Origin of the sequence: Plebeiibacterium sediminum, assembly GCF_026013605.1 — a bacterium.
In the GTDB taxonomy this organism is placed as follows: domain Bacteria; phylum Bacteroidota; class Bacteroidia; order Bacteroidales; family Marinilabiliaceae; genus Saccharicrinis; species Saccharicrinis sediminus.
Genome location: NZ_JAPDPJ010000021.1, coordinates 70,369 through 89,798, shown reverse-complemented (window position 1 = coordinate 89,798; position 19,430 = coordinate 70,369). Strand labels below are relative to the sequence as shown.

Annotated in this window: 17 protein-coding genes; 13 read left to right on the top strand and 4 right to left on the bottom strand. The window is 31.9% G+C overall.

Features of this window, described 5'->3' with window-relative positions:
• Positions 1 to 250: 250 nt before the first annotated feature.
• The gene (gene murQ / locus OM075_RS10855) at positions 251 to 1,078 is read right to left on the bottom strand and encodes an N-acetylmuramic acid 6-phosphate etherase (protein ID WP_301190535.1); all 828 of its coding nucleotides are present in this window, start codon (positions 1,076 to 1,078) and stop codon (positions 251 to 253) included.
• 96 nt (positions 1,079 to 1,174) lie between these two features.
• Positions 1,175 to 1,594 (bottom strand): nucleoside-diphosphate kinase, encoded by a 420-nt coding sequence (gene ndk / locus OM075_RS10850; protein ID WP_301190534.1) that lies wholly within the window; start codon positions 1,592 to 1,594, stop codon positions 1,175 to 1,177.
• Positions 1,595 to 1,708: 114 nt separating this feature from the next.
• Between ndk and OM075_RS10845 the strand changes: the two genes are divergently transcribed.
• From OM075_RS10845 to OM075_RS10835, 3 genes are all read left to right on the top strand, one after another.
• Positions 1,709 to 2,740: a DHH family phosphoesterase gene (locus tag OM075_RS10845; RefSeq protein ID WP_301190533.1), complete on the top strand. Its 1,032-nt coding sequence runs from the start codon at positions 1,709 to 1,711 to the stop codon at positions 2,738 to 2,740.
• Positions 2,733 to 3,260: an FKBP-type peptidyl-prolyl cis-trans isomerase gene (locus OM075_RS10840; protein ID WP_301190532.1), complete on the top strand. Its 528-nt coding sequence runs from the start codon at positions 2,733 to 2,735 to the stop codon at positions 3,258 to 3,260. The genes OM075_RS10845 and OM075_RS10840 overlap by 8 nt, the downstream gene beginning before the upstream one ends.
• A gap of 93 nt (positions 3,261 to 3,353) precedes the next feature.
• A complete protein-coding gene (locus tag OM075_RS10835) occupies positions 3,354 to 4,841 on the top strand; it encodes an amidohydrolase family protein (protein ID WP_301190531.1) in 1,488 nt (495 codons plus the stop codon).
• 136 nt (positions 4,842 to 4,977) lie between these two features.
• Here the strand turns inward: OM075_RS10835 and OM075_RS10830 are convergent, their stop codons facing one another.
• Positions 4,978 to 7,128, bottom strand: coding sequence for a biotin/lipoyl-containing protein (locus OM075_RS10830; RefSeq protein WP_301190530.1), 2,151 nt, complete (start codon positions 7,126 to 7,128; stop codon positions 4,978 to 4,980).
• A gap of 430 nt (positions 7,129 to 7,558) precedes the next feature.
• Complete coding sequence (locus tag OM075_RS10825; protein ID WP_301190529.1) at positions 7,559 to 9,466, bottom strand: tetratricopeptide repeat protein; 1,908 nt, start codon at positions 9,464 to 9,466, stop codon at positions 7,559 to 7,561.
• A gap of 352 nt (positions 9,467 to 9,818) precedes the next feature.
• On the opposite strand from OM075_RS10825, the gene OM075_RS10820 reads away from it, so the two are divergent.
• The 10 genes from OM075_RS10820 (at position 9,819) to OM075_RS10775 (ending at position 19,348) form a co-directional block, all read left to right on the top strand.
• Positions 9,819 to 10,643 carry a hypothetical protein gene (locus OM075_RS10820; protein WP_301190528.1) on the top strand — a complete coding sequence of 275 codons (825 nt, stop codon included), beginning with the start codon at positions 9,819 to 9,821 and terminating at the stop codon, positions 10,641 to 10,643.
• Positions 10,644 to 10,740: 97 nt separating this feature from the next.
• Complete coding sequence (locus OM075_RS10815; protein ID WP_301190527.1) at positions 10,741 to 12,126, top strand: fibronectin type III domain-containing protein; 1,386 nt, start codon at positions 10,741 to 10,743, stop codon at positions 12,124 to 12,126.
• Between the two features lie 166 nt (positions 12,127 to 12,292).
• Complete coding sequence (locus tag OM075_RS10810) at positions 12,293 to 12,892, top strand: hypothetical protein (protein ID WP_301190526.1); 600 nt, start codon at positions 12,293 to 12,295, stop codon at positions 12,890 to 12,892.
• 685 nt (positions 12,893 to 13,577) lie between these two features.
• Positions 13,578 to 14,234: a PQLLE family protein gene (locus OM075_RS10805; RefSeq protein WP_301190525.1), complete on the top strand. Its 657-nt coding sequence runs from the start codon at positions 13,578 to 13,580 to the stop codon at positions 14,232 to 14,234.
• A gap of 184 nt (positions 14,235 to 14,418) precedes the next feature.
• Complete coding sequence (locus OM075_RS10800; protein ID WP_301190524.1) at positions 14,419 to 14,853, top strand: hypothetical protein; 435 nt, start codon at positions 14,419 to 14,421, stop codon at positions 14,851 to 14,853.
• A 145-nt stretch (positions 14,854 to 14,998) separates the two neighbouring features.
• Positions 14,999 to 16,366, top strand: a complete 1,368-nt coding sequence (locus OM075_RS10795) for a hypothetical protein (protein ID WP_301190523.1) — start codon at positions 14,999 to 15,001, stop codon at positions 16,364 to 16,366.
• Positions 16,367 to 16,376: 10 nt separating this feature from the next.
• Positions 16,377 to 16,883 carry a hypothetical protein gene (locus OM075_RS10790; protein WP_301190522.1) on the top strand — a complete coding sequence of 169 codons (507 nt, stop codon included), beginning with the start codon at positions 16,377 to 16,379 and terminating at the stop codon, positions 16,881 to 16,883.
• A 232-nt stretch (positions 16,884 to 17,115) separates the two neighbouring features.
• Complete coding sequence (locus OM075_RS10785; protein WP_301190521.1) at positions 17,116 to 18,054, top strand: hypothetical protein; 939 nt, start codon at positions 17,116 to 17,118, stop codon at positions 18,052 to 18,054.
• Between the two features lie 444 nt (positions 18,055 to 18,498).
• On the top strand, positions 18,499 to 18,780 hold the full coding sequence (locus OM075_RS10780) for a hypothetical protein (protein WP_301190520.1): 282 nt from the start codon (positions 18,499 to 18,501) through the stop codon (positions 18,778 to 18,780).
• A 64-nt stretch (positions 18,781 to 18,844) separates the two neighbouring features.
• Positions 18,845 to 19,348, top strand: coding sequence for a hypothetical protein (locus tag OM075_RS10775; protein WP_301190519.1), 504 nt, complete (start codon positions 18,845 to 18,847; stop codon positions 19,346 to 19,348).
• Positions 19,349 to 19,430: the final 82 nt, after the last annotated feature.

Sequence of the window (19,430 nt, the reverse complement as noted above, 5' to 3'; positions counted from 1 at the left end):
TTTTTGAGAGAAGTGGGTGCAGCCTAGCCTTTTTTTGCTTCTGTTTTTTGTGGCATGACAAAAAATGAAGTCAGGTCTGGGCGAAGCACCAGTTGACAAGTATAATTAGGACAGCTCTGATTAAAAATGAGTACAGAGGGGCTGAGGCACTGAGTTTTTTATTTTTTAATGATATACATTAAATCTGAAAGGATATACTTCTGTGAACTCTTTGTAATTTTAAGTATAGATTCAAATTAATAAGTAACTATCATCTGTTTTTATAAGCTTCTATAGCATTCTTAACAGATCCATGTTTTAGAAGCAGTTCTTTTGATTTTTCGTAGGAAAGATGAGTTTCTTCCATAATCATCCGTGAACCTCTGTCTACCAGTTTTTTGTTGGTAAGTTGCATATTGATCATTTTGTTGCCTTTAATGCGACCCAACTTAATCATGATTGTGGTAGTAATCATATTCAAAACCATTTTTTGAGCAGTTCCCGACTTTAACCGAGTGCTTCCGGTAATAAACTCAGGTCCTACAATTACTTCGATAGGAAATTCTGTTACTTCGGCAATTTTACTTTGAGGATTACATGTGATACACCCAGTCAGTAAACCGTGTTCCCGTGCGTGTTTAATACCCCCAATTACATAAGGAGTGGTTCCCGATGCAGCAATTCCAATTACAGTATCGTTGCTATTGATATTATATTTTAATAGTTCATCCCAGGCTTTGTCAGGATTATCTTCTGCAGCTTCCACAGCTTTTCTTAATGCAACATCACCACCTGCGATTAGTCCAATAACCATATTATCCGGAACCCCAAATGTTGGTGGAACCTCAGATGCATCAAGAACACCTAGTCTGCCACTAGTTCCAGCTCCTAAATAAAAGATACGTCCTCCTTTTTGCATTCTTATTACAATTCTTTCAACTAATTCTTCTATCTGAGGAATAGCTTTTTGCACAGCAATATGAACTTTAGCATCCTCATTATTAATATTGGACAATAGTTCATGTACAGACATTTCTTCTAAATGATCAAACTGACTGGCTGATTCTGTAATACTTTTATTGTTAATAGATTCTTTCATCTCGTAGTAATTCTTTCCCAAAGAAAACAACAAAGCTGGAAAAATTAAAAGTTTGATGCTTTTTATTCCCCAGCTTCTCAATATTATTGTGTTTTCTTATAACAATTCTCTTCTGCTAAAAAAGAAATTACATTCCCGTTCGGCGCTTTCGTCGCTATCAGATCCATGGATTGCATTATGAGCTTTATCGGTAGCAAACATTTTTCTAATGGTACCTTCTTTAGCTTCGGTAGGATCAGTAGCTCCAATTAAAAATCTGAAATCTTCAACAGCATTTTCTTTTTCAAGAATAGCTGCAGTAATAGGACCAGACGACATAAAGTCTGTAAGTTCATCGAAAAAAGGTTTTCCTTTGTGTTCCACATAAAAATCTTCAGCTTCATGTTTATCAAGCTTTAAGGTTTTTATAGCACAAAAGCGGAATCCTGATTCTTCGATTTTTGCTAGTATGGCACCTAAATTTCTTTTCTTTACCGCAAAAGGTTTAATGATTGTTAGTGTTTTATTTCCTGCCATAATTATCTTGTTTAAATAATTCAATTTTGAAGTATTTAATATTAGGAATATTTTCTCTTAAGTCAAAATTCAGTTTTCTTTATTTAACTATATTTGATGATTAAAAAATTAAAAATGATTGATAGTAAAATTCTAGATAAACTAAAGGCTGAAGTATCCAATATTGAAAATATAGTTATTATCCCGCATTTAAATCCGGATGGCGATGCAATGGGCTCTTCTTTGGGATTAAAAAATGTGTTGATGAAGATGGGGAAAGAGGCTCAGGTAGTTACTCCGTCTGGTTTTCCTAAATTTTTAAGCTGGATGAAGGGTGCTGATGATGTGATTATTTTTGAGGAGGATAAAAAGAAAGCGGAAGACAGAATTAAAGAGGCAAACGCATTGATATTTGTTGATTTTAATAGTCTTAAACGAATAAGTGATTTAAGTACTGCAGTTTCAGAATCAACAGCTCTTAAAGTTATGATAGATCACCATCCATACCCGGAAGAGATTGCAGATATTATGATTTCTGTACCTCAATCATCTTCAACTTGTGAATTGGTTTATCAGGTTATAGGTAAATGTGGATGGGAAGAATTTGTGAACAGTGATGCTGCTGAATGTTTTTATACGGGTATTATGACGGATACGGGTTCGTTAAGCTATAACTCATCAAATCCGGATACCTATAGAATTGTAGCTAACTTGTTGGAAAAGAATATTGAAAAGGATAAAATACATGAATTGGTATTTCATAGTAACTCTTTTCATAGAATGAAATTACTTGGTCATGTTTTAGGTGAAAAGATGTTTTTATTACCGGAACAGCAAGCGGCATTTTTATGGCTAGATAAACAGGAGTTGGAAGATTTTAGTTTTCAACCTGGAGATACTGAAGGATTTGTAAATTATCCATTGGGCATTGAAGGTATTAATATATCAGCCTTTTTTATGGAGAAAGATGGTAAGATAAAGTGTTCTTTCCGATCACGAGGCGATTTTCCTGTAAATCAATTTTCAGAGTTGAATTTTAATGGAGGGGGTCATCGAAACGCAGCAGGAGGTGAGTCGCAACTAAATATGGAACAGACAATTGAAAAGTTTAAAAGCGAAATAGAAAAGTTTTACAAACAATATAAAGAGGATCGTAACAATGATTAAAACCTATATAACCTTCGGAATATTTCTTTTGCTTATTTCTTCGTGTGCCATACAGAATAAGGATAAGGAGCAAAAAAGAAGACCTACAGCTGAGGATTTGATTTCAATTAACAGAAGAATGGTTTCATTGGATGCTGATGCCATTAAGGTATATGTTGAAGAGAATAATCTTCAGATGAAAGAAACAAAAACAGGCTTGTGGTATCATATCGACAGTGAAGGTGAAGGTGATTTGGCAGTAAAAGGCGATGTGGTTGAGCTTTCATTTGAAATTACACTGTTGGATGGAACAGCTTGCTATTCATCGGATTCATTAGGTAATAAAAGGTTTAAAGTTGGACAGGGTGGTGTAGAGCCAGGTCTGGAAGAGGGTATATTGTTATTAAATAAGGGCGCTAAGGCTACCTTTATTATGCCACCTCACCGGGCTCATGGCTTAGTAGGTGATGATGATAAAATACCGGGGAGAAAAAGTATAATATATAAAGTAGAAGTTGTTGATATTAAAAGAGAATCCTAATCTTAGTAGTTAACCTTTTAAACTAAGGTTTATCATTAAAAAGAGGTACTAAGATTAATAGAAATATAAGATTAAGACTAAAGCTAGATAACTATGAAGAAGATATTTGCTGATTTGCATTGTCATCCAACCATGCATCCTTTTGCTTTTAAGGAAGCAGATAAAGACAGAAAAAACTCATTATGGAGTGACAATAAACCAAAAAAACGTCAGCGCGATAGTGCTTATCCTGAATATTTTCAAACAAGCATGCCGGCTTTGGCCAGAGGAAATGTAAAGCTGGTTGTTGCGGCCTTGTATCCTTTAGAGCAAAGTTGGTTAGATCCTGAGATAATTGGCGAAGGGGATATATCTGATTTTATAGCCAAGTTTTTTATAAGCCATTTACCTGTCAGGTATATTAATATGGTTCAAAGTGATTCCTTTAATTATTTTGAATTCTTGCAAAAGGAATATGAATTTTTATTGCAAGATCATAATAAAACGTACAAGGTAAATGGTGAGGACTGGAAATATGTTTTGGCTAAAGACTCAATGGATATTGAACAGTATGAAAGCGATGAAAATGTAATAATTGTAATTCCTTCTATAGAAGGTGCGCATTCTTTAATTTCTGCCAATGCTGATCAGATTATTCATAATCCTGAAGTGCATGAAACTACTTTAAGTAATATTCAAAAAATAAAAACATCATGGAATCATGTGCCTTTGTATGTTACCATGTCGCACCATTTTTATAATGGAATGCTGGGACAGGCAAGAAGTATTCCTGATGGAGCTGCCTCATTTTTATTGCATCAGCAGGTAGGGTTAAATGAACCCGTTAACCCAAGGGGAGAGGAAGTTATAGATTGTTTACTTGGTATTGGTAAATATAAAGGTAATGGCAAGAGGATTTTGATAGACACCAAACATATGAGTGTTTCTGCCCGATTATGGTATTACCATAAGATAGCCAAATATAATGAAGGCATAGCTGCCAGTAATCGAATTCCGATAATTGCCAGTCACATGGGTTTTGGAGCACATGATACTATTTTAGATTCTATTACGTTACCAGACACAGATAAAAAGAAGTATGAAGAATCTAAGTTCTTTAATCCATGGAGTATCAATTTATCTAAAGAAGAAATTAGAATTATAGTTGAATCAGGTGGTATTATTGGATTAAACTTAGATCAAAGGATATTATCCGGAGCTGAGAGAATCGAAAAGTCTAAAGAGTTTAGCAACCACGATATTAAGAATAACACAAAAAAGGTAGTTCAGTTTTGGACTAAGCAAATAGGGGAGAATATTATTGAAATTGCAAAAGCTGTAGTGGATTCTGATATAAGCGAAACTGAAAAAGCGAAAGTTTGGAACTCGATTTGTTTGGGAACTGATTTTGACGGAATGATTAATCCTGTTGATTCCTTTATAGTTGCCGATGAGTATAAAAATTTAATGGATGCTTTGTTGGTTTATTTCACCGATAATAATGATTTTAAAGCTCTAGCTATGGGACTATCGATTGAAACAATCCTGGAAAAAATAATGTATCAGAATGTTTATGATTTTGTGATACGGAATTATAAGTAATACTACGGTTTATTAGGTATATTAAAAAAATAGCCCGAACTGAATCAAATCAATTCGGGCTTTTCCTTTTTTATTTTGTTGATGATGATGCAAAAAAAGGGAACAAGAGACTTGCTCTTGTTCCTATCTAATTTGATTATTGTACTACATCAAGAATTTTTGTATCAGCAGCAACAGTGTCGCCAACGTTTACAAAAATATCATTTACAGTTCCGGCAAAGTCACTTGTAATGCTGTTTTCCATTTTCATAGCTTCAAGAATTACAACAACCTGACCTTTTTCAATTTTATCACCAGCATTAACCTGGATATCTAAAATTTTACCTGGCATAGGAACATTAACTGCTTTTGTAGGACCTGTAGCTTTTGCAGCTTTAGGAGCCTCAGTTGCAGCAGGAGCTTCTGTAGCAACAGGAGCGTCAACAATATCCATAATTGGTGCATCAGCAGGTAAAGTATCACCTTCAGCAGCCATTAAAGTGTTAACATAACCAGCAAAATCTGCAGTAATGCTGTTTTCCATTTTCATTGCCTCTAAAGTAGCAACAGTTTGTCCTTTTTCCACTTTATCACCAGGTTTTACAAGATATTGTAAAATTCTTCCTGGCATAGGAATAGTAACTTTCTTACCTGTAGCTTTAGGAGCTTCTTTTTTAGGAGTTTCTTCAGTAACAACCTCTTTTTTAGGTTCTTTAGCTTGTTTAGCTTCCCAAGCAGCTTTTTTAACTCCGGTTAAATAACCTTTAGCTACCATTGGGAATAACTCAAGAAGTAAAACTTCTTCTTCGTTTTCAGCTAATTTAACACCACCAAAGTTTTCCAATACTGGATTTGGTTGCATTTTATAAGTAGAAGTATCGAATGGACGCTCATCTCTGTGACCACAAATCTTTTCTCTGAATTCTGGTTTTACAGGAATTGGAGTTTTCCCATACTCACCTTTAACTAAACTGATAAATTGGTTTGAAACGTTAGTGTACATAGCACTTCCTTTCTTCAAATCCATTGCGCAGTTAACCGCCTGAGCACCTACAATCTGACTTGTTGGAGTTACCAATGGAGGTAAACCAGCATCCATACGTACTGTAGGAATTAATTTCATAGCATCTTCTAAGATGTCTTCTGATTTAAGCGCTTTTAACTGAGCTACCATGTTTGTGTACATACCACCTGGGATCTCAGCTTCTTTAACCAAGTTGTTTGGTTTTGGGAAGTTGAAGTAATCTTCAATAGCATGACAAGCATTTAATAATGCATCTTCGTTACCAGCTTTTGCAGCAGCGATAGCTTTATCAAATTCTGCATCAATATTTGCTGGAAGTTCATCAGTAAGAGGGTTGAATGGTTTAGGGAATTGTTTCACTCCGTCAACATCAGCTAACTCTTTTCTGATAGTAAGTAATTCTGCGTTAATTTTTGCAACAGCTTCCATGTTAATATCCATTTCAATTCCTAATTTCTTAGTGAATAAATAGATTAACTCAATAGCTGGAGCAGCAGGTCCACCTGCAAAGTTCCAAATGTTTGTGTCAACAACATCAACACCTGCCATAATAGCTGATAATACTGCAGCTAAACCATAACCTGGAGTACAGTGTGTGTGGAAGTCAACAGGAACTTTTACGTTTCTCTTAAAGTCGCCTACTAATTTAGATACACGAGTTGGAGGAATAAGTCCACTCATATCTTTAATAGTAATCATATCAGCTCCTAATTCTTCAAGAGCTTTTGCTTTATTTACAAAGTATTCGTCTGTAAATACAGGTTCTTGTCCTTTTTCTCTTTTACCAAATAAACCAGCTAATCCTTTTTTCTTTGGTGGTTCCGGATAAGCAGGGTCAATTGTATAACATACTGCACAGTCAGCAATACCACCGTGCTGTTTTACATATTTGATAGTTGATTTTACGTTATCGATATCATTTAATGCATCAAAAATACGCATGATACCAAGTCCCGAATCAATGGCATTTTTACAGAAACCATCAATAATTTCATTAGTATAAGGTGTATAACCAAATAAGTTACGTCCTCTTGACAATGCAGTTAGTTTACTTACATCACCAACAGCTTTTTTAATTGTTTGAAGACGTGTCCATGGGTTCTCGTTTAGGTAACGCATTACAGAGTCAGGTACAGCTCCACCCCATACTTCCATTGCATAGAAGTTGGCATCCTTATAAAAAGGAAGAACTCTATCAATTTGCTCTTGTCGTAATCTGGTAGCGAATAACGACTGCTGACCATCTCTAAGCGTTAGGTCTCTAATCAATAATTTTTTTGACATGTTTTTGGTTTGCTACGGTTATTAATGAATTTTTATTATGACACAAAAATAATCAAAGAGTGTATATAATAATAGTGTTATAACAAAGTTTAAGCATATTTTATAACATGCTTTTTGATATAAAGAAATATTTCCGTAATATTACCGTCCCAATGTATTTACTTACCCCAAAGAGTCAAAAAATGTGATTATTATCACTGTTTTTGGCAAAAAATCAATTTCTAAGTAGCCAAAAAGTGTTTTATAGCATAAAAATGCTTCGTTGTGAAATTTCGTTAACATTAATTAAAGAAATATTGCGTTAATTTTTTATAATTATGGATACGCTCAGGTATAAATAAGCAGCTTAAATGGAGCATTTTTTAACTCATTTAAGTTTAATAATTCTGATTTTACGTTATGTTAACTTATTCAGTGATGGCTTAAAATATTATTCAGATAGCAAAATGGCTTTTTGAAATTGCAATGGAGTCATACCTACTTCTGTTTTAAATGCACTATAAAATGTACTTTGAGATGCAAAACCTGATTCAAAACCCAGTTGTTTCATTAGTATTTTTGAATGCTTATGACTTTCAATATGTTTTTTACAATATGAAATTCGATATCTATTGATTAGTGTATTAAAGTTGCAGTCAAATTCTTTATTAATGATTTGAGATACATAGGTAATATTTGTATTGAGTTTTTTTGCCAGTATTTCAAGAGTTAAATCCTGCCTTCTGAATATTTTATCATCTTCGAGTAATGCTAATAGTTGAGATAGTAATATATTTTCGTTATTCTGAGTATTATGTATGTTTTTTTCTTTTAGTAGCTGGTTAATAATATCTTGTTTGTTTTGTACTTGAAGGTGCTGTTTGTAGATAGATTCAATAGCCTTTTTACGCACTTTTTTATTTAAAACAAAAAGAATAAGAATAACAATTATTAATACAACAATACTAATAAGTGCTGCTATAACTAATCTGCTGCTCTTTAATTCTTCCTTTTGTATTGCAATTTTCTTTTCCTTTTGTTGGGTTTCGTACCTTACCATTAAGTCTTTAAGCTTTTCTGATGACTTTCTTAACTCATGCTCCTTTTCATATTTTAAGTAGGCCGTAATATAATTGATGGCTTCGGCATATTTCTTCTCCTTTTTATATAATGTATATACTTGTTTATTGGTGATCGATTTTAAATATACAGACTCAGTGGAATCGCAAAGTTGCAATGACATATTAAAATACTTATGCGCCATGCTGTTATTGTTTAAGGCCATATAGGTTTTAGCCAAACTGTTAAGTGTTTTAATTCGTGATGCATAACTAGCATTAATCTTTAATTTGTAATCGTATACTTCATCTAATATTTGAACTGCTTGTTTATACGAACCTTTTTCTATATAAAAATTGCCTAAATTAGTTAGCGAAGTTGCTATTCCTGATTTTACATTTGATTCTCTGGCACATTTAAGGGATTCTTTAAAATATCTCTCACCATTATCCCAGTCTTTCATTTCTGTATAAATAATACCCAAGCCTTCATAGCTTTCGCGTAACATACGTGAATTATTTGATTGCTTTACAAGTTCTAGTTTTTGTATCTGCCACTTTAAAGCTTCATCAAAACGATTGTCTTTGCGGTACAGTGAAACGATACGTTGATAGTTCTGTAGTTTTCTGAAAGCATTATTTGTAGAGTCGCATAGAGCCATTGATTTTATATAGTGTTCATAGGCCTTGGAATTAAAGCTTCTCTTTTCATTATTATAACCTAACAAATACTGATAATAATCTCTATGAATAGTTATGTGATGAACTCTTAAAATACTATCTGCACTTTGAAGAAAAGAAAGTGCATCCACATATTTGTTTTCTGTCATATAATATAAGGCATATACACTTTTGCATTGAGCTATTTGAACCGGATTTTGTTTTTTTAGAGCATAGGCTAAACAATACTTGTAAAAACGATCCATTTTTTCTTGGTCAGGAATCCTGGCTGCACTTTCCGCTGCAAGAAGTGCAATATTAAATTTTAGATCACTGTGTTTTTTTAATAAGTTGAATCCTTTCTCCAGAGTTATTACTGCGGAGTCTCTTTTATTTATAGATCGGTAATAAAGTGCATCAATATAATATAGTTTGGCTTTGGAATCCTTATTTATTATGTCATTAAGATCTTCGTTTTCTTTTTTCTTATATATATCAGAAGCTTTTAATAAGTCATGAGGATTGTTTTGAACTTCTTGAAACAATGAATCAATGATTCCATCAGTTTCTTTTGATTCCTGAGTGCAACCCAAGTTAAGTACTATTAGAATTAAAGTTAAAATTGAAATATGCTTCTTCATTTTAATATTGAATCTTATTCTGTTTTTATTGTAATGACGTAGGCGGGGGAATCTACTTTAATGAGTGATCAAATATACATAATATTATATCTCGTCGATTTTATTTACGACTTAAAAATATAAAAGTTCAGGATCTTTAAAAAACATTCCGAAAACATTAAACATGTTCCGAAATCTTTAAAATGCCCAATTTGTCTAGGCTTTTACATTTGATAGAGTATACATTTGTCGTGATCGAATTAGTGATAGTACCAGTCTAATATTTGGTTTAGTGGTACGGAATTTTGATTTGACTCAGTTTTGTGAAAGCAACTATGTTAAATATGATGAATCTAAAATTAACTGTTTAAAAATGAAGAGAAGTAAGATTTTTGCAATGCTATTTATGATTTGCAGTGTTGGTTTTTCACAATCAAAAGATGTGGAATGTGTAAAGTTCAGAGATGGATTTGATAAGTTTCCTATACCAGGCAAAGGAACAATTACACTGTTGGATGGAACTAAAATTAAAGGAGAATTTAAACAGGGAACACTGGTTAAATTTGATAAATGGCAATGGTATGATACCAAAGGAGAGGTTCATGAAATTAAGAAAAAAGAAGTAGAAAGAGTAGACTTTTATCCTGATGAAAAATTTGTGGATAAGGATATTGAAATAAATATAAACCTATCCGTAGGAAATAAAACTACGGGTGATGTTGGGCAAAAAGATCTGCCTTTTAATATTAAGCAATTCAAAGATTTTGACCAGGAAAAATATTACAAACCGCTAATTCTGGAAAGAGTAGTGAAAAGTGTTAATGGTAAAGGAAAAGAAAGTGCTGATTTAATGCTTTTGGTCAATAATGGTTTTGATAGCAAGTATAAGGTTTATGTACCTCTCGGTGCCCACCAGATTTCATACGGTCGTGATTTAAATATTCCGGGAATGATAATGGGAATAGGTCAGGAAATGGGAGACTATTACAAAGCAGTAAGAGTTAAAAAAGTAGGCGAAACTCAGAGTCGAGTTATTAAATACCCCGGAGGTATTCCGTTTTTATTCGGAAAATTCAGGAATCAGGAGTTTGTAGATCTTTTTGGATCCAATCCAGACTTTATGCAATGTTATCCTAAGTCGTTTAAGCGGAAATTTAAATACACGCCTGAGTTTTTCTGGGTTTATAATCAAAAGTAATTCAATATTAATATAGTAAACAATAACGGCATAAAACCGGCTGCATAAAAAGGTTATGGTAGTGAGTTTTGTGTGAGTTTAAAAAGCAAATTTTAAAATGAAACAATTAACAATTTTATTTATTGCCTTTTTGGCATTGTCAATGAGCTCATGTTCAAAGGATGATGATACAAAGGGGAGCACAACTAAAAGTTATACCACTACTGATTTTGTGGGGATTTGGACGTCAAACCAATATAGCATAGATGTGTTTGTAAAACTACAAAATGATGGAACTGGAGAAATAGTTGACCCAAATGGTGATACCAACGATATTACATGGGAAGTAGGTACATTTGATGTGGAAGAAACAGATGCAAATGGTAATACTAACACTGTAGCGTATAATGGTGTTATAGCTACAGATACAGATGGATTTGAGTACTATTATATTGTTTCTTCTTTATCTACCGATGTAGATCAGATTACGGATGTATATAATCATATTGTATACTCAAAAGGAACAATAATAGATCAGGAAGAAGAGGAAGAAGAAGGAAGTAGTATTGAAACACCATCAGCGCCTACTGATTTTACAGTTGCAAATATTGGTAAAGAAAGTGTTAGTTTAATCTTTAATTATACAGGAACATGTACAGGAGTTAAAATATACTCAGCTGAAAAAACTACTGATTTAGAACCTATTGTCAACCTAACAGAAGTTGTTGAGGGTGAAAATACCGTTGAAATAGAATCGTTAACGCCAGATACCGAATATAGCTTTTATGTATATGCATATAACAGTGATGATACAGAAGTTGTATACTCAGAAGAAACAGTTTCGGTAACAGTTACTACTAATTCGGCTATAGCAAACTTACCTATCGAACGCTTCGGATTTCATGATCAATACGGTGGTGCATTAACAATTGGAGTGCTTGTTAATGCTTCTGATTTAGTAGAGGATCAAAGTATGTGGATTGAAAGTGGTGATGTAACTTTTGAATTATACACATCGGAGTCGAAAGATGATGGTTATGCTTTGGCAGATTCTAATCCTTTTTTATTACCAGACTGGAACAATAGCCAAATAGTAGATATGAATGCTTTTGCTAATGAATGGAACTATGTTGCAGGTCAGGTTTATTATTTAAAAGTTCAGGCAAAAGATAGAAATGGCAACGTAATTGGAGAATCTTATGTTCAGGAGGTAGAATATCCGCAATCAAATGATATTATCCCAGAAAAGCCTACAGGTGTAGTACTTACAAAAAACGGAACTTGTGTTGATATAACATGGACTGTAGCAGATAAAGCAGTATCGTATGAAGTGTACGTTTCAACAACTTCAGGTATGGACTATAAAACAAAAGTTGGTGATACAACCGAAACGTCGATGAGCGATTGTGATAGAGGAACAAACGTAAAAATGTATTATCAGGTAGTTGCAGTATCTTCAACTGGTAATAAAATGTATAGCGATCCCGTTTCAATATGGTTATAAACCATAGCTTATATTTACCATGTAAAAATGTAATGAAAAAGCTGTCTTATTTAAGGCAGCTTTTTTTTGTACACTTTTTAAAATAAATTTTCCTGAAATACAATAATATACTAATTATGTCGTTTGTTCAAATAATTGAAAATTATTAACCTAAAACTATCCTAAAATGACATTTGAAGATTCTGAAGAACAATTTAACCGCATATTTGAAAAATCAGATAGAGATGAACAGATTGCAAAACGGTATACTGCAGAACTAGAAAGGGCCTTATATGATATTGTAATAGCTCATCATCCTATTATAAAAGAGCATATACATGATTATCTGTTAAACTTGTTTTGTATCCTTGATAAAGCCAAAACGGAGGCGTTGGATATATTACAATTATGTATGTCGGAAGATATGGGCAATACATCATTAAAAGTTCCCAAACCCCTAAAAAAAGAAGAAGAGGAAGAGAAGTTAAAACTTCAGTTAAAAAATATACCTGATGAAGGAAAAGCCATGTATTCAGAGGTGTTTTGGGAAACTTACCATCATAAATTAAAAATAGAAAAGTATAAAATTGATATTTTTAATACCGTAAAAAAAATGTTAGTAACCTTTTATTACGAAGAAATTTTAAATATGGAAGGTAGTAACTTAATAGCCTTAAATGGAATGCTATACCATAGCATTACGATTGTATTAATTCAGGAAATAGATATGCTTGCAAAGGAAATAAGATTAAATACTAAAAATACATTAAGCAACACTGTAAAATAAAAACTCCCACCGAAGCGGGAGTATAGGAGTTTTTTCCTTCGGCACTAAGGCCTTATTGTGATAAGATTCTAAAATATTTTTGTTCAATTTTACAATATGTATTGTATTTATATGAAATATTTTATAAAATAGTAATCAAAATATTTTATCTGAAACCCAAAAAAGAACCAAACATGAGTATAATTCCTTATTATAAACCAGCTATTCCCAAAGTATTTTTCTTTTTTATAATAGCTAAACTGATTAAACACTTTCCTAATATTATATTCTGTGTTACTTAAATAATAATAATTACTTTTTTTAAAGTAGTTTATTGACGACTCCGTTAATTTATAAGCTCACCTCAAATAGCTTTTTACCATGCCAAAACATCATGATACGGCGGTAATATTCAAATTTGGGTATGTAATATTCAATTTAGGTTTGGTAACGAGCTTTATTGGGACTGTATCAAGTAGTTTTGGGTGCGTAACATCCGATTTATGAGTTGTAATATGCAGTTTTGGCTACGTAACAAGCAAATTTGGGTAGTACCTTTTCAATTTGGGTTATGTAAATGGCAAATGTAGTTTCTGCCAATAAATATTAGTATAACATAATCATAAATAAAAATAAGAAAATATAAAATCATAATGATTTATAAAAGCCCAGGCTTTTATCATTTCTAATCTTAAATATTAAAAAAATGGATAGAACACAATTATCTAAAGAAGATCTACTTTATCAATGTTCAATGCGAATTAATAATAGTATTAATGATGATGCTATTTCAAATGCTGTGGCTCAATATGGGTATGGTGCTGAAAAATTACAAATTGGAAAAACATTACTTCAGGAAGCACAAATTACCTCTGAAAATTTTACCAAAGAATATCATGATGTAGATATTGCTTTTAATGAGAGAGACAAAATGCTGGAGCAAGTTAATGACCTGTATTATAAACATTGGAGTATAGCTAAAGTGGTTTTTAAGGATAACAATGCCGCACAGGTTAGTTTAGATATACATGGACGCAGAGCTAAAAGTGCAAGTAAATGGTTTACTCAGACGACCAGTTTTTATACTAATTTACTCAGTAATCAGAATTGGTTAGATCAGATGAATACCTATGGTATTACTAAAGAATCGATAGAAGAAGGCTTAGCTGGTGTAAATAAAATTCAGACTCAAAATGAATTGATTCTTCGCGAAAAGGGAGATGCCCAACAAGCTACTTTAATACGCGACCATAAAATTGATGATTTATATGAGTGGGTAAGGGACTACGAAGCAATTGCAAAAATAGCATTGATGGATCAGCCTCAATTACTCGAAAAATTGGGTATGATTATTAAAAATTAATAAGTGTATTTATTCTTCCGGAACTTTATAGTTTGGGAATTCCATTAGTTGATTCCCTTAGCAAAATTATTTGCTAAGGGTTTATTATTTAACTATCGGTTTGGTTCATCTGGATGTAAAAAGTCCTCAGGATTTTAAATATAGCCTAGTGAATGAAACAGAAGATAACAATTGACAGAAGTAGATGAATTATTTAAAGCTTATCATTGGGGTTAGCACATTACTATTTTTTAGTTCTTGCAGCAACAGATCATTTATTACAGACTACATAGTAAGCAACAATACTGATGCCGAAATAACCATATATTTTTCACCAATAAAATACTATTCAATTACAAGTATGGAATCTATTGTTGTGGAAAATATAAATGATGATTATGTTGGAGAACCCCCTTTTAGAACTGATTCTGTTGTAATAGAAAAAAAGAATGCTTCTTCTATTACTTATTTCATTATAAATGAAGGAAATCAAGATAGAAACATCTTTAATGTAGAAAAAAACTGGGATGAAGAAATCACTTCAAAAAGCAAAAATACTAAACACTACAAGTATACATATACAATAACAGAAGACGATTTTTCTGATGACAATAAAGAATCTATACTTCCAGCTTTTTAAGGGATAAGCTAAATTAAATGTTATTTTATACATTATTGATAACCAATGCTATATTGTTTGTCACGTTTTTGTCACATTGTGTTTTTGGTTCTTAATTTATTTATAGGTTGATTTAGGATAAGTTATTTAAACCTAAAAAATAAACATGAAATTAATTCTTCCGGCTATTTCATTAATAGCTCTCATAGTAAGTTGTAGTAAAGAGAATCAAACAGAACTACTACCGCAAAAAACAACATCAGAATTCTTTGACCATAATATTAAATCTGAACCCTTTAGACTCTTCATAATTGAATATTTAAAACATGTTGATGATAGTATACCCTTTGCAGATGATTTTGTAGTCACTTTTGGAGAACCTAAATGGGACGTTGGATTAAATAGTGAAATAAATGGATGTAATAGTTTACTAGTACCAATAGTAGATACGCGAAACAGATCAATATCTGCGTTGTACTATTTTAAACACCATAATATGCAACTTGAATATTGTTTATTATTAAACGATAAAGATGCCAATCATTATGAGAGTACGCAACGTTTAATTCAATACTTTGAAAAGACCTTAAATATGGAAGAAAGTAATAAGGATATAGATATAAGCATTAAACGAGCTAAATCATCTCTAAAAACCAATGCTTATGTATTTGAGACTTGTTATTCATGGACACAAGTTACTGAATTTGGAACGCAAGAGTTACATGAATGTTCTTCCGAATTCTTTTTCTCATCTGAGGGTCCTTCCGGTTCAGGATCAGGATCCGTAGGCTATTCAAATGCAAATGTTGATTATTCAATAGGTAATAGTGGATCAGGGAATGGAAATGGTGGGCCGGGAAATGGAGGAGAAGATTCTGATGACAAACCTTTTGATTTACCTGATATTATTAATGATCTAGATGATTATCCATGTGCATCCAGTGTTTTGGAACAATTTACTAATTTTAACTCTACAATATCTAATATACTTAGAGATGTATTTGATTTTGGTAATGATGTTAATATTACTTTTGTAGTTGACTCAACATTAATAGGAACCACTACCTCTGGAGTAAGAAAACCAGGCACATTACCTAATTTTACAATAGGAATGAATCCCGATATTTTAAATAACGCAACAAATGAATATATTGCAATAACCTTCGCCCATGAAGCCATTCATGCATTGATAGATTACTACAAATGGCATAATACAGAAAGAGCTGAAGAATTATTTCCGCTTTTCGTTGAAGATCCAAGAAGAATTAAGAGTGACGAACAACACGAAACAATGGCTAATGCCTATATTGAAGCGATGGCTGATGTTATTTCAAATATTAATCCAGACTACCCAAGAGATAAAGCCATTCTTTTAGCATGGGGTGGCTTAGAAAAAACATGGGCCTTTGAATTAAAAAAGATGGCAAGCCTTACAGATGCTTATGGCAATAACTTATGGTTTAATAAATTCTCTAGAGTTAATACCGCAGAAAAAAACTCAACACCTACTGCAGTAGGTACTAAATGTAACTAAAACCTATAAAATGAAAACAAAACTATTTTTTATTTTAATTACTTTGAGCCAATCCTTATTAAGTCAATCTATTAAAGATACCTTTTTGATTGTAATACCTAATAATTACAAAATTGAGAAAAATACCGCTGATATATTTAATAAGAAAATCAAACCTCAAATTAATGATACTTTAAATTCCTCATGCCATCTCTTTTATTACACAAAAAGAGTACATAATGATAAATTTACAGATGAATATTTTGGTTTAATATTGATGGATAGTCAGACAAAACCTATGTCTTATTCTCGTAAAAATGTAAAGATGATAAAAGCCAGATATTTAAAAGATTATTATTCAATACTCAGCTCATATGATTATTTCTCAGTGAGAGAAAGCAAATCATGCTTTGTAAATGATTTTATAAAAAAGAAATTACTCTTGTATGTGGTAAAAGAGGATGATTATTTAAATGACGAAAGCAAATACATAAATCTATATTCATGTGAGTATTCTACTGCAATAATATTAGAATGAATTATTGTCTCCTGTGGCATTTTACTCATGTCCAGTTAATTATTATGGAGGAAGTTTATTAGGTGAGGTTTTCAGTTAGTTCTCATACAAATTTTAAGTGTGGTAATATTATAAATGAAGAAGCATCTCCTACAGGAAATTTTATGGAGGAAAAGGAATTATAAAAACCAATGTAGCTGAAAGAACAAATTCAACTGATGCTAAGGGTACAAACAGTAGAAATTAAGCATATATGAAAACTAAATTAATTATTATCTTATATATATTCGCAGGCGTATTTTCTAATACCCAAGCGAAAGATTCAAGTTCTATATATTTATTGGTTCCCAAGGGTTATCAAACAAATATGCAAGCGTTAAACTGCTTCTTTAAAGTCTTCTATCCTCATGATATACCAAATGATAAAATGAATGTAGATTATTTCATTTTCAATTACTCTTCAACAGCCAGTACGTATACTGGAATAGTAAGAAATACCAATTCTAATTCTAAACCAATAAAGATGAATAAAAAGTCATTGAAAGATGCTAAGGTTCGTGATTTGAGGGATTTTTTTGTTGCTTCAGTATCAGGAAATATGTCTGGATGGTATGGTAATTATTACCTTATTGATAAAGAAGATTATCTTAATGAAACTATTGATGAAGTAACTGTAAATTCTGCTTATACGCTGAAGAAATACCTTCCAAGAAACCATCGTATAGATATTTCTTCTTTAGCAATACCTAAAAATCTCTACCAAATTAAAATCACCGGAAACATAACAGAGGTATATAGTTACTATCCCAATAATAAACAACTAAATATTATAGTAGATACATGTAAAAACAAACTATCATACGGTGAGTTTAACCCCGAGTTTGGTAAAACTTTACCTCCTAAATATGATATTGAATTAAAAAAGGAAAAGAGGAATATTTCAATAACAATAAATGATTTATACGTAAAAGCAAATGAAATACTAGGTATAAAAACAATCAAAGGGAAAGATTACATAATACCATATAAGTATATAAGACCTATAGATGCCAATAATATCCATCAAGAGTATTATGTAAAGTTAGAGGGGTGTAGAGTAGCTAAAATAGATTTTAATCTAAGTGAAAAGCAGCACATTAGAGATCTATTAGAGTATAAAGCCATAGATAAAATGATAAAGCTCAAGCCCTAAGAGTCACGGAGGTACATCGTGAAATAATAACAAAAACAGTAAATAATTATGATGTATTATTTTATAAAAACACAGATTGTTGTATAGATACTTACTTGTTGCAAAGCAACAGGTAAACACAAAGCTTTAGTAAATAATTTAATACACAAAACCATTGAAACCATAGCATCAGATGGGAATTAGTAATAATTCATCTAATTACATGCTTTTAAGTAATCTGTCTGTGTTCTGGGCTTGCTTTTTATAAGCAATAAGCTAAACTAGATAGAAAGAAAAATAATCAGTTTTATAGATCAAGTAAAGTTTCTATATTTTAATGAGCAAATATTTTTATGCAAAACTTCTGATTCACCGTGTATGTATCCTTGTGAATTGATTGAATTAGATACTTTTAAATACCTTGAATAAGGTTATTTTACTTATCTCTTAATTATTCTATTTACATTGATAGATTACTATAAATGGTATAATACAGAAAGAGCTGAAGAATTATTTCCATTTTTCCTTAGTGATCCAAGGAGAACCAAAAGTAACAGAGAACATGAAACAATGGCTAGTATTTATATTGATGCAATGGTAGATATTATTCGTAATGGAAATCCAGATTTTGGTCAGTCAAGAGCAGAGAGCATAGCATGGAGTGGATTACAAGAAACTTGGGCTTATGAACTTATGAAGATGAAGCTAGAAAAATATATGGGAGAGGAGAATAATAGAAAGAAATGAGGCAGAAAGAAATTCAACAAAAGATGCGAAAGGAACAAATTGTTCAAACTAAACTATAAGCCTAATGAAAAGGTATATTCAAATATTATTTATATTATCAACATGCACCTCTGTATTGTATGGTCAAAAGCAATACAAGGATACGCTTTGTATTTTACTAGATGAACATTCTTTAGCAGGCCTGGAAATTCAAAAAGAGTTTGAAGAAATATTCGGAAGTCGTCTTAAAAACGACAGCAGTGATACACCATTTTACTTATGGATTAGAACCTCAGCAAAAAGTACAGGATATTATGAAAGCCAATTAGAAAGCTTAAATGTAATACCTAATTTCGTTAATGAAAATAGCAGTGTTATAGTTTCAAGAGACAAGTTATCTAACATGAAATTACGCACTTTAAGAGATAGTTATTTTATTATTAATGATGTTTATTTAAATAATGTTGGTTTAAGTCAAGTTAAATTCTATATCATAAAGAGTAAAGAGTTTTATAATGAGAATCTAGAATCAATAAACTTATGCTCTGCTAAACTATATGAGACCTACTCTTTTAAAACTATTGAGTGATATTACTACAATCTCTCTTATGGGAGTCATTCCGGTTTAGGATCCCGATCTGTAGGCTATTCAATTGATAATGTTGATTATT

What these genes read in the sequence shown, in the direction of transcription:
- murQ (WP_301190535.1), bottom strand. Translation starts at nt 1,078, where the DNA reads ATGAAAGAATCTATTAACAATAAAAGTATTACAGAATCAGCCAGTCAG.
- ndk (WP_301190534.1), bottom strand. Translation starts at nt 1,594, where the DNA reads ATGGCAGGAAATAAAACACTAACAATCATTAAACCTTTTGCGGTAAAG.
- OM075_RS10845 (WP_301190533.1), top strand. Translation starts at nt 1,709, where the DNA reads ATGATTGATAGTAAAATTCTAGATAAACTAAAGGCTGAAGTATCCAAT.
- OM075_RS10840 (WP_301190532.1), top strand. Translation starts at nt 2,733, where the DNA reads ATGATTAAAACCTATATAACCTTCGGAATATTTCTTTTGCTTATTTCT.
- OM075_RS10835 (WP_301190531.1), top strand. Translation starts at nt 3,354, where the DNA reads ATGAAGAAGATATTTGCTGATTTGCATTGTCATCCAACCATGCATCCT.
- OM075_RS10830 (WP_301190530.1), bottom strand. Translation starts at nt 7,128, where the DNA reads ATGTCAAAAAAATTATTGATTAGAGACCTAACGCTTAGAGATGGTCAG.
- OM075_RS10825 (WP_301190529.1), bottom strand. Translation starts at nt 9,466, where the DNA reads ATGAAGAAGCATATTTCAATTTTAACTTTAATTCTAATAGTACTTAAC.
- OM075_RS10820 (WP_301190528.1), top strand. Translation starts at nt 9,819, where the DNA reads ATGAAGAGAAGTAAGATTTTTGCAATGCTATTTATGATTTGCAGTGTT.
- OM075_RS10815 (WP_301190527.1), top strand. Translation starts at nt 10,741, where the DNA reads ATGAAACAATTAACAATTTTATTTATTGCCTTTTTGGCATTGTCAATG.
- OM075_RS10810 (WP_301190526.1), top strand. Translation starts at nt 12,293, where the DNA reads ATGACATTTGAAGATTCTGAAGAACAATTTAACCGCATATTTGAAAAA.
- OM075_RS10805 (WP_301190525.1), top strand. Translation starts at nt 13,578, where the DNA reads ATGGATAGAACACAATTATCTAAAGAAGATCTACTTTATCAATGTTCA.
- OM075_RS10800 (WP_301190524.1), top strand. Translation starts at nt 14,419, where the DNA reads ATGAATTATTTAAAGCTTATCATTGGGGTTAGCACATTACTATTTTTT.
- OM075_RS10795 (WP_301190523.1), top strand. Translation starts at nt 14,999, where the DNA reads ATGAAATTAATTCTTCCGGCTATTTCATTAATAGCTCTCATAGTAAGT.
- OM075_RS10790 (WP_301190522.1), top strand. Translation starts at nt 16,377, where the DNA reads ATGAAAACAAAACTATTTTTTATTTTAATTACTTTGAGCCAATCCTTA.
- OM075_RS10785 (WP_301190521.1), top strand. Translation starts at nt 17,116, where the DNA reads ATGAAAACTAAATTAATTATTATCTTATATATATTCGCAGGCGTATTT.
- OM075_RS10775 (WP_301190519.1), top strand. Translation starts at nt 18,845, where the DNA reads ATGAAAAGGTATATTCAAATATTATTTATATTATCAACATGCACCTCT.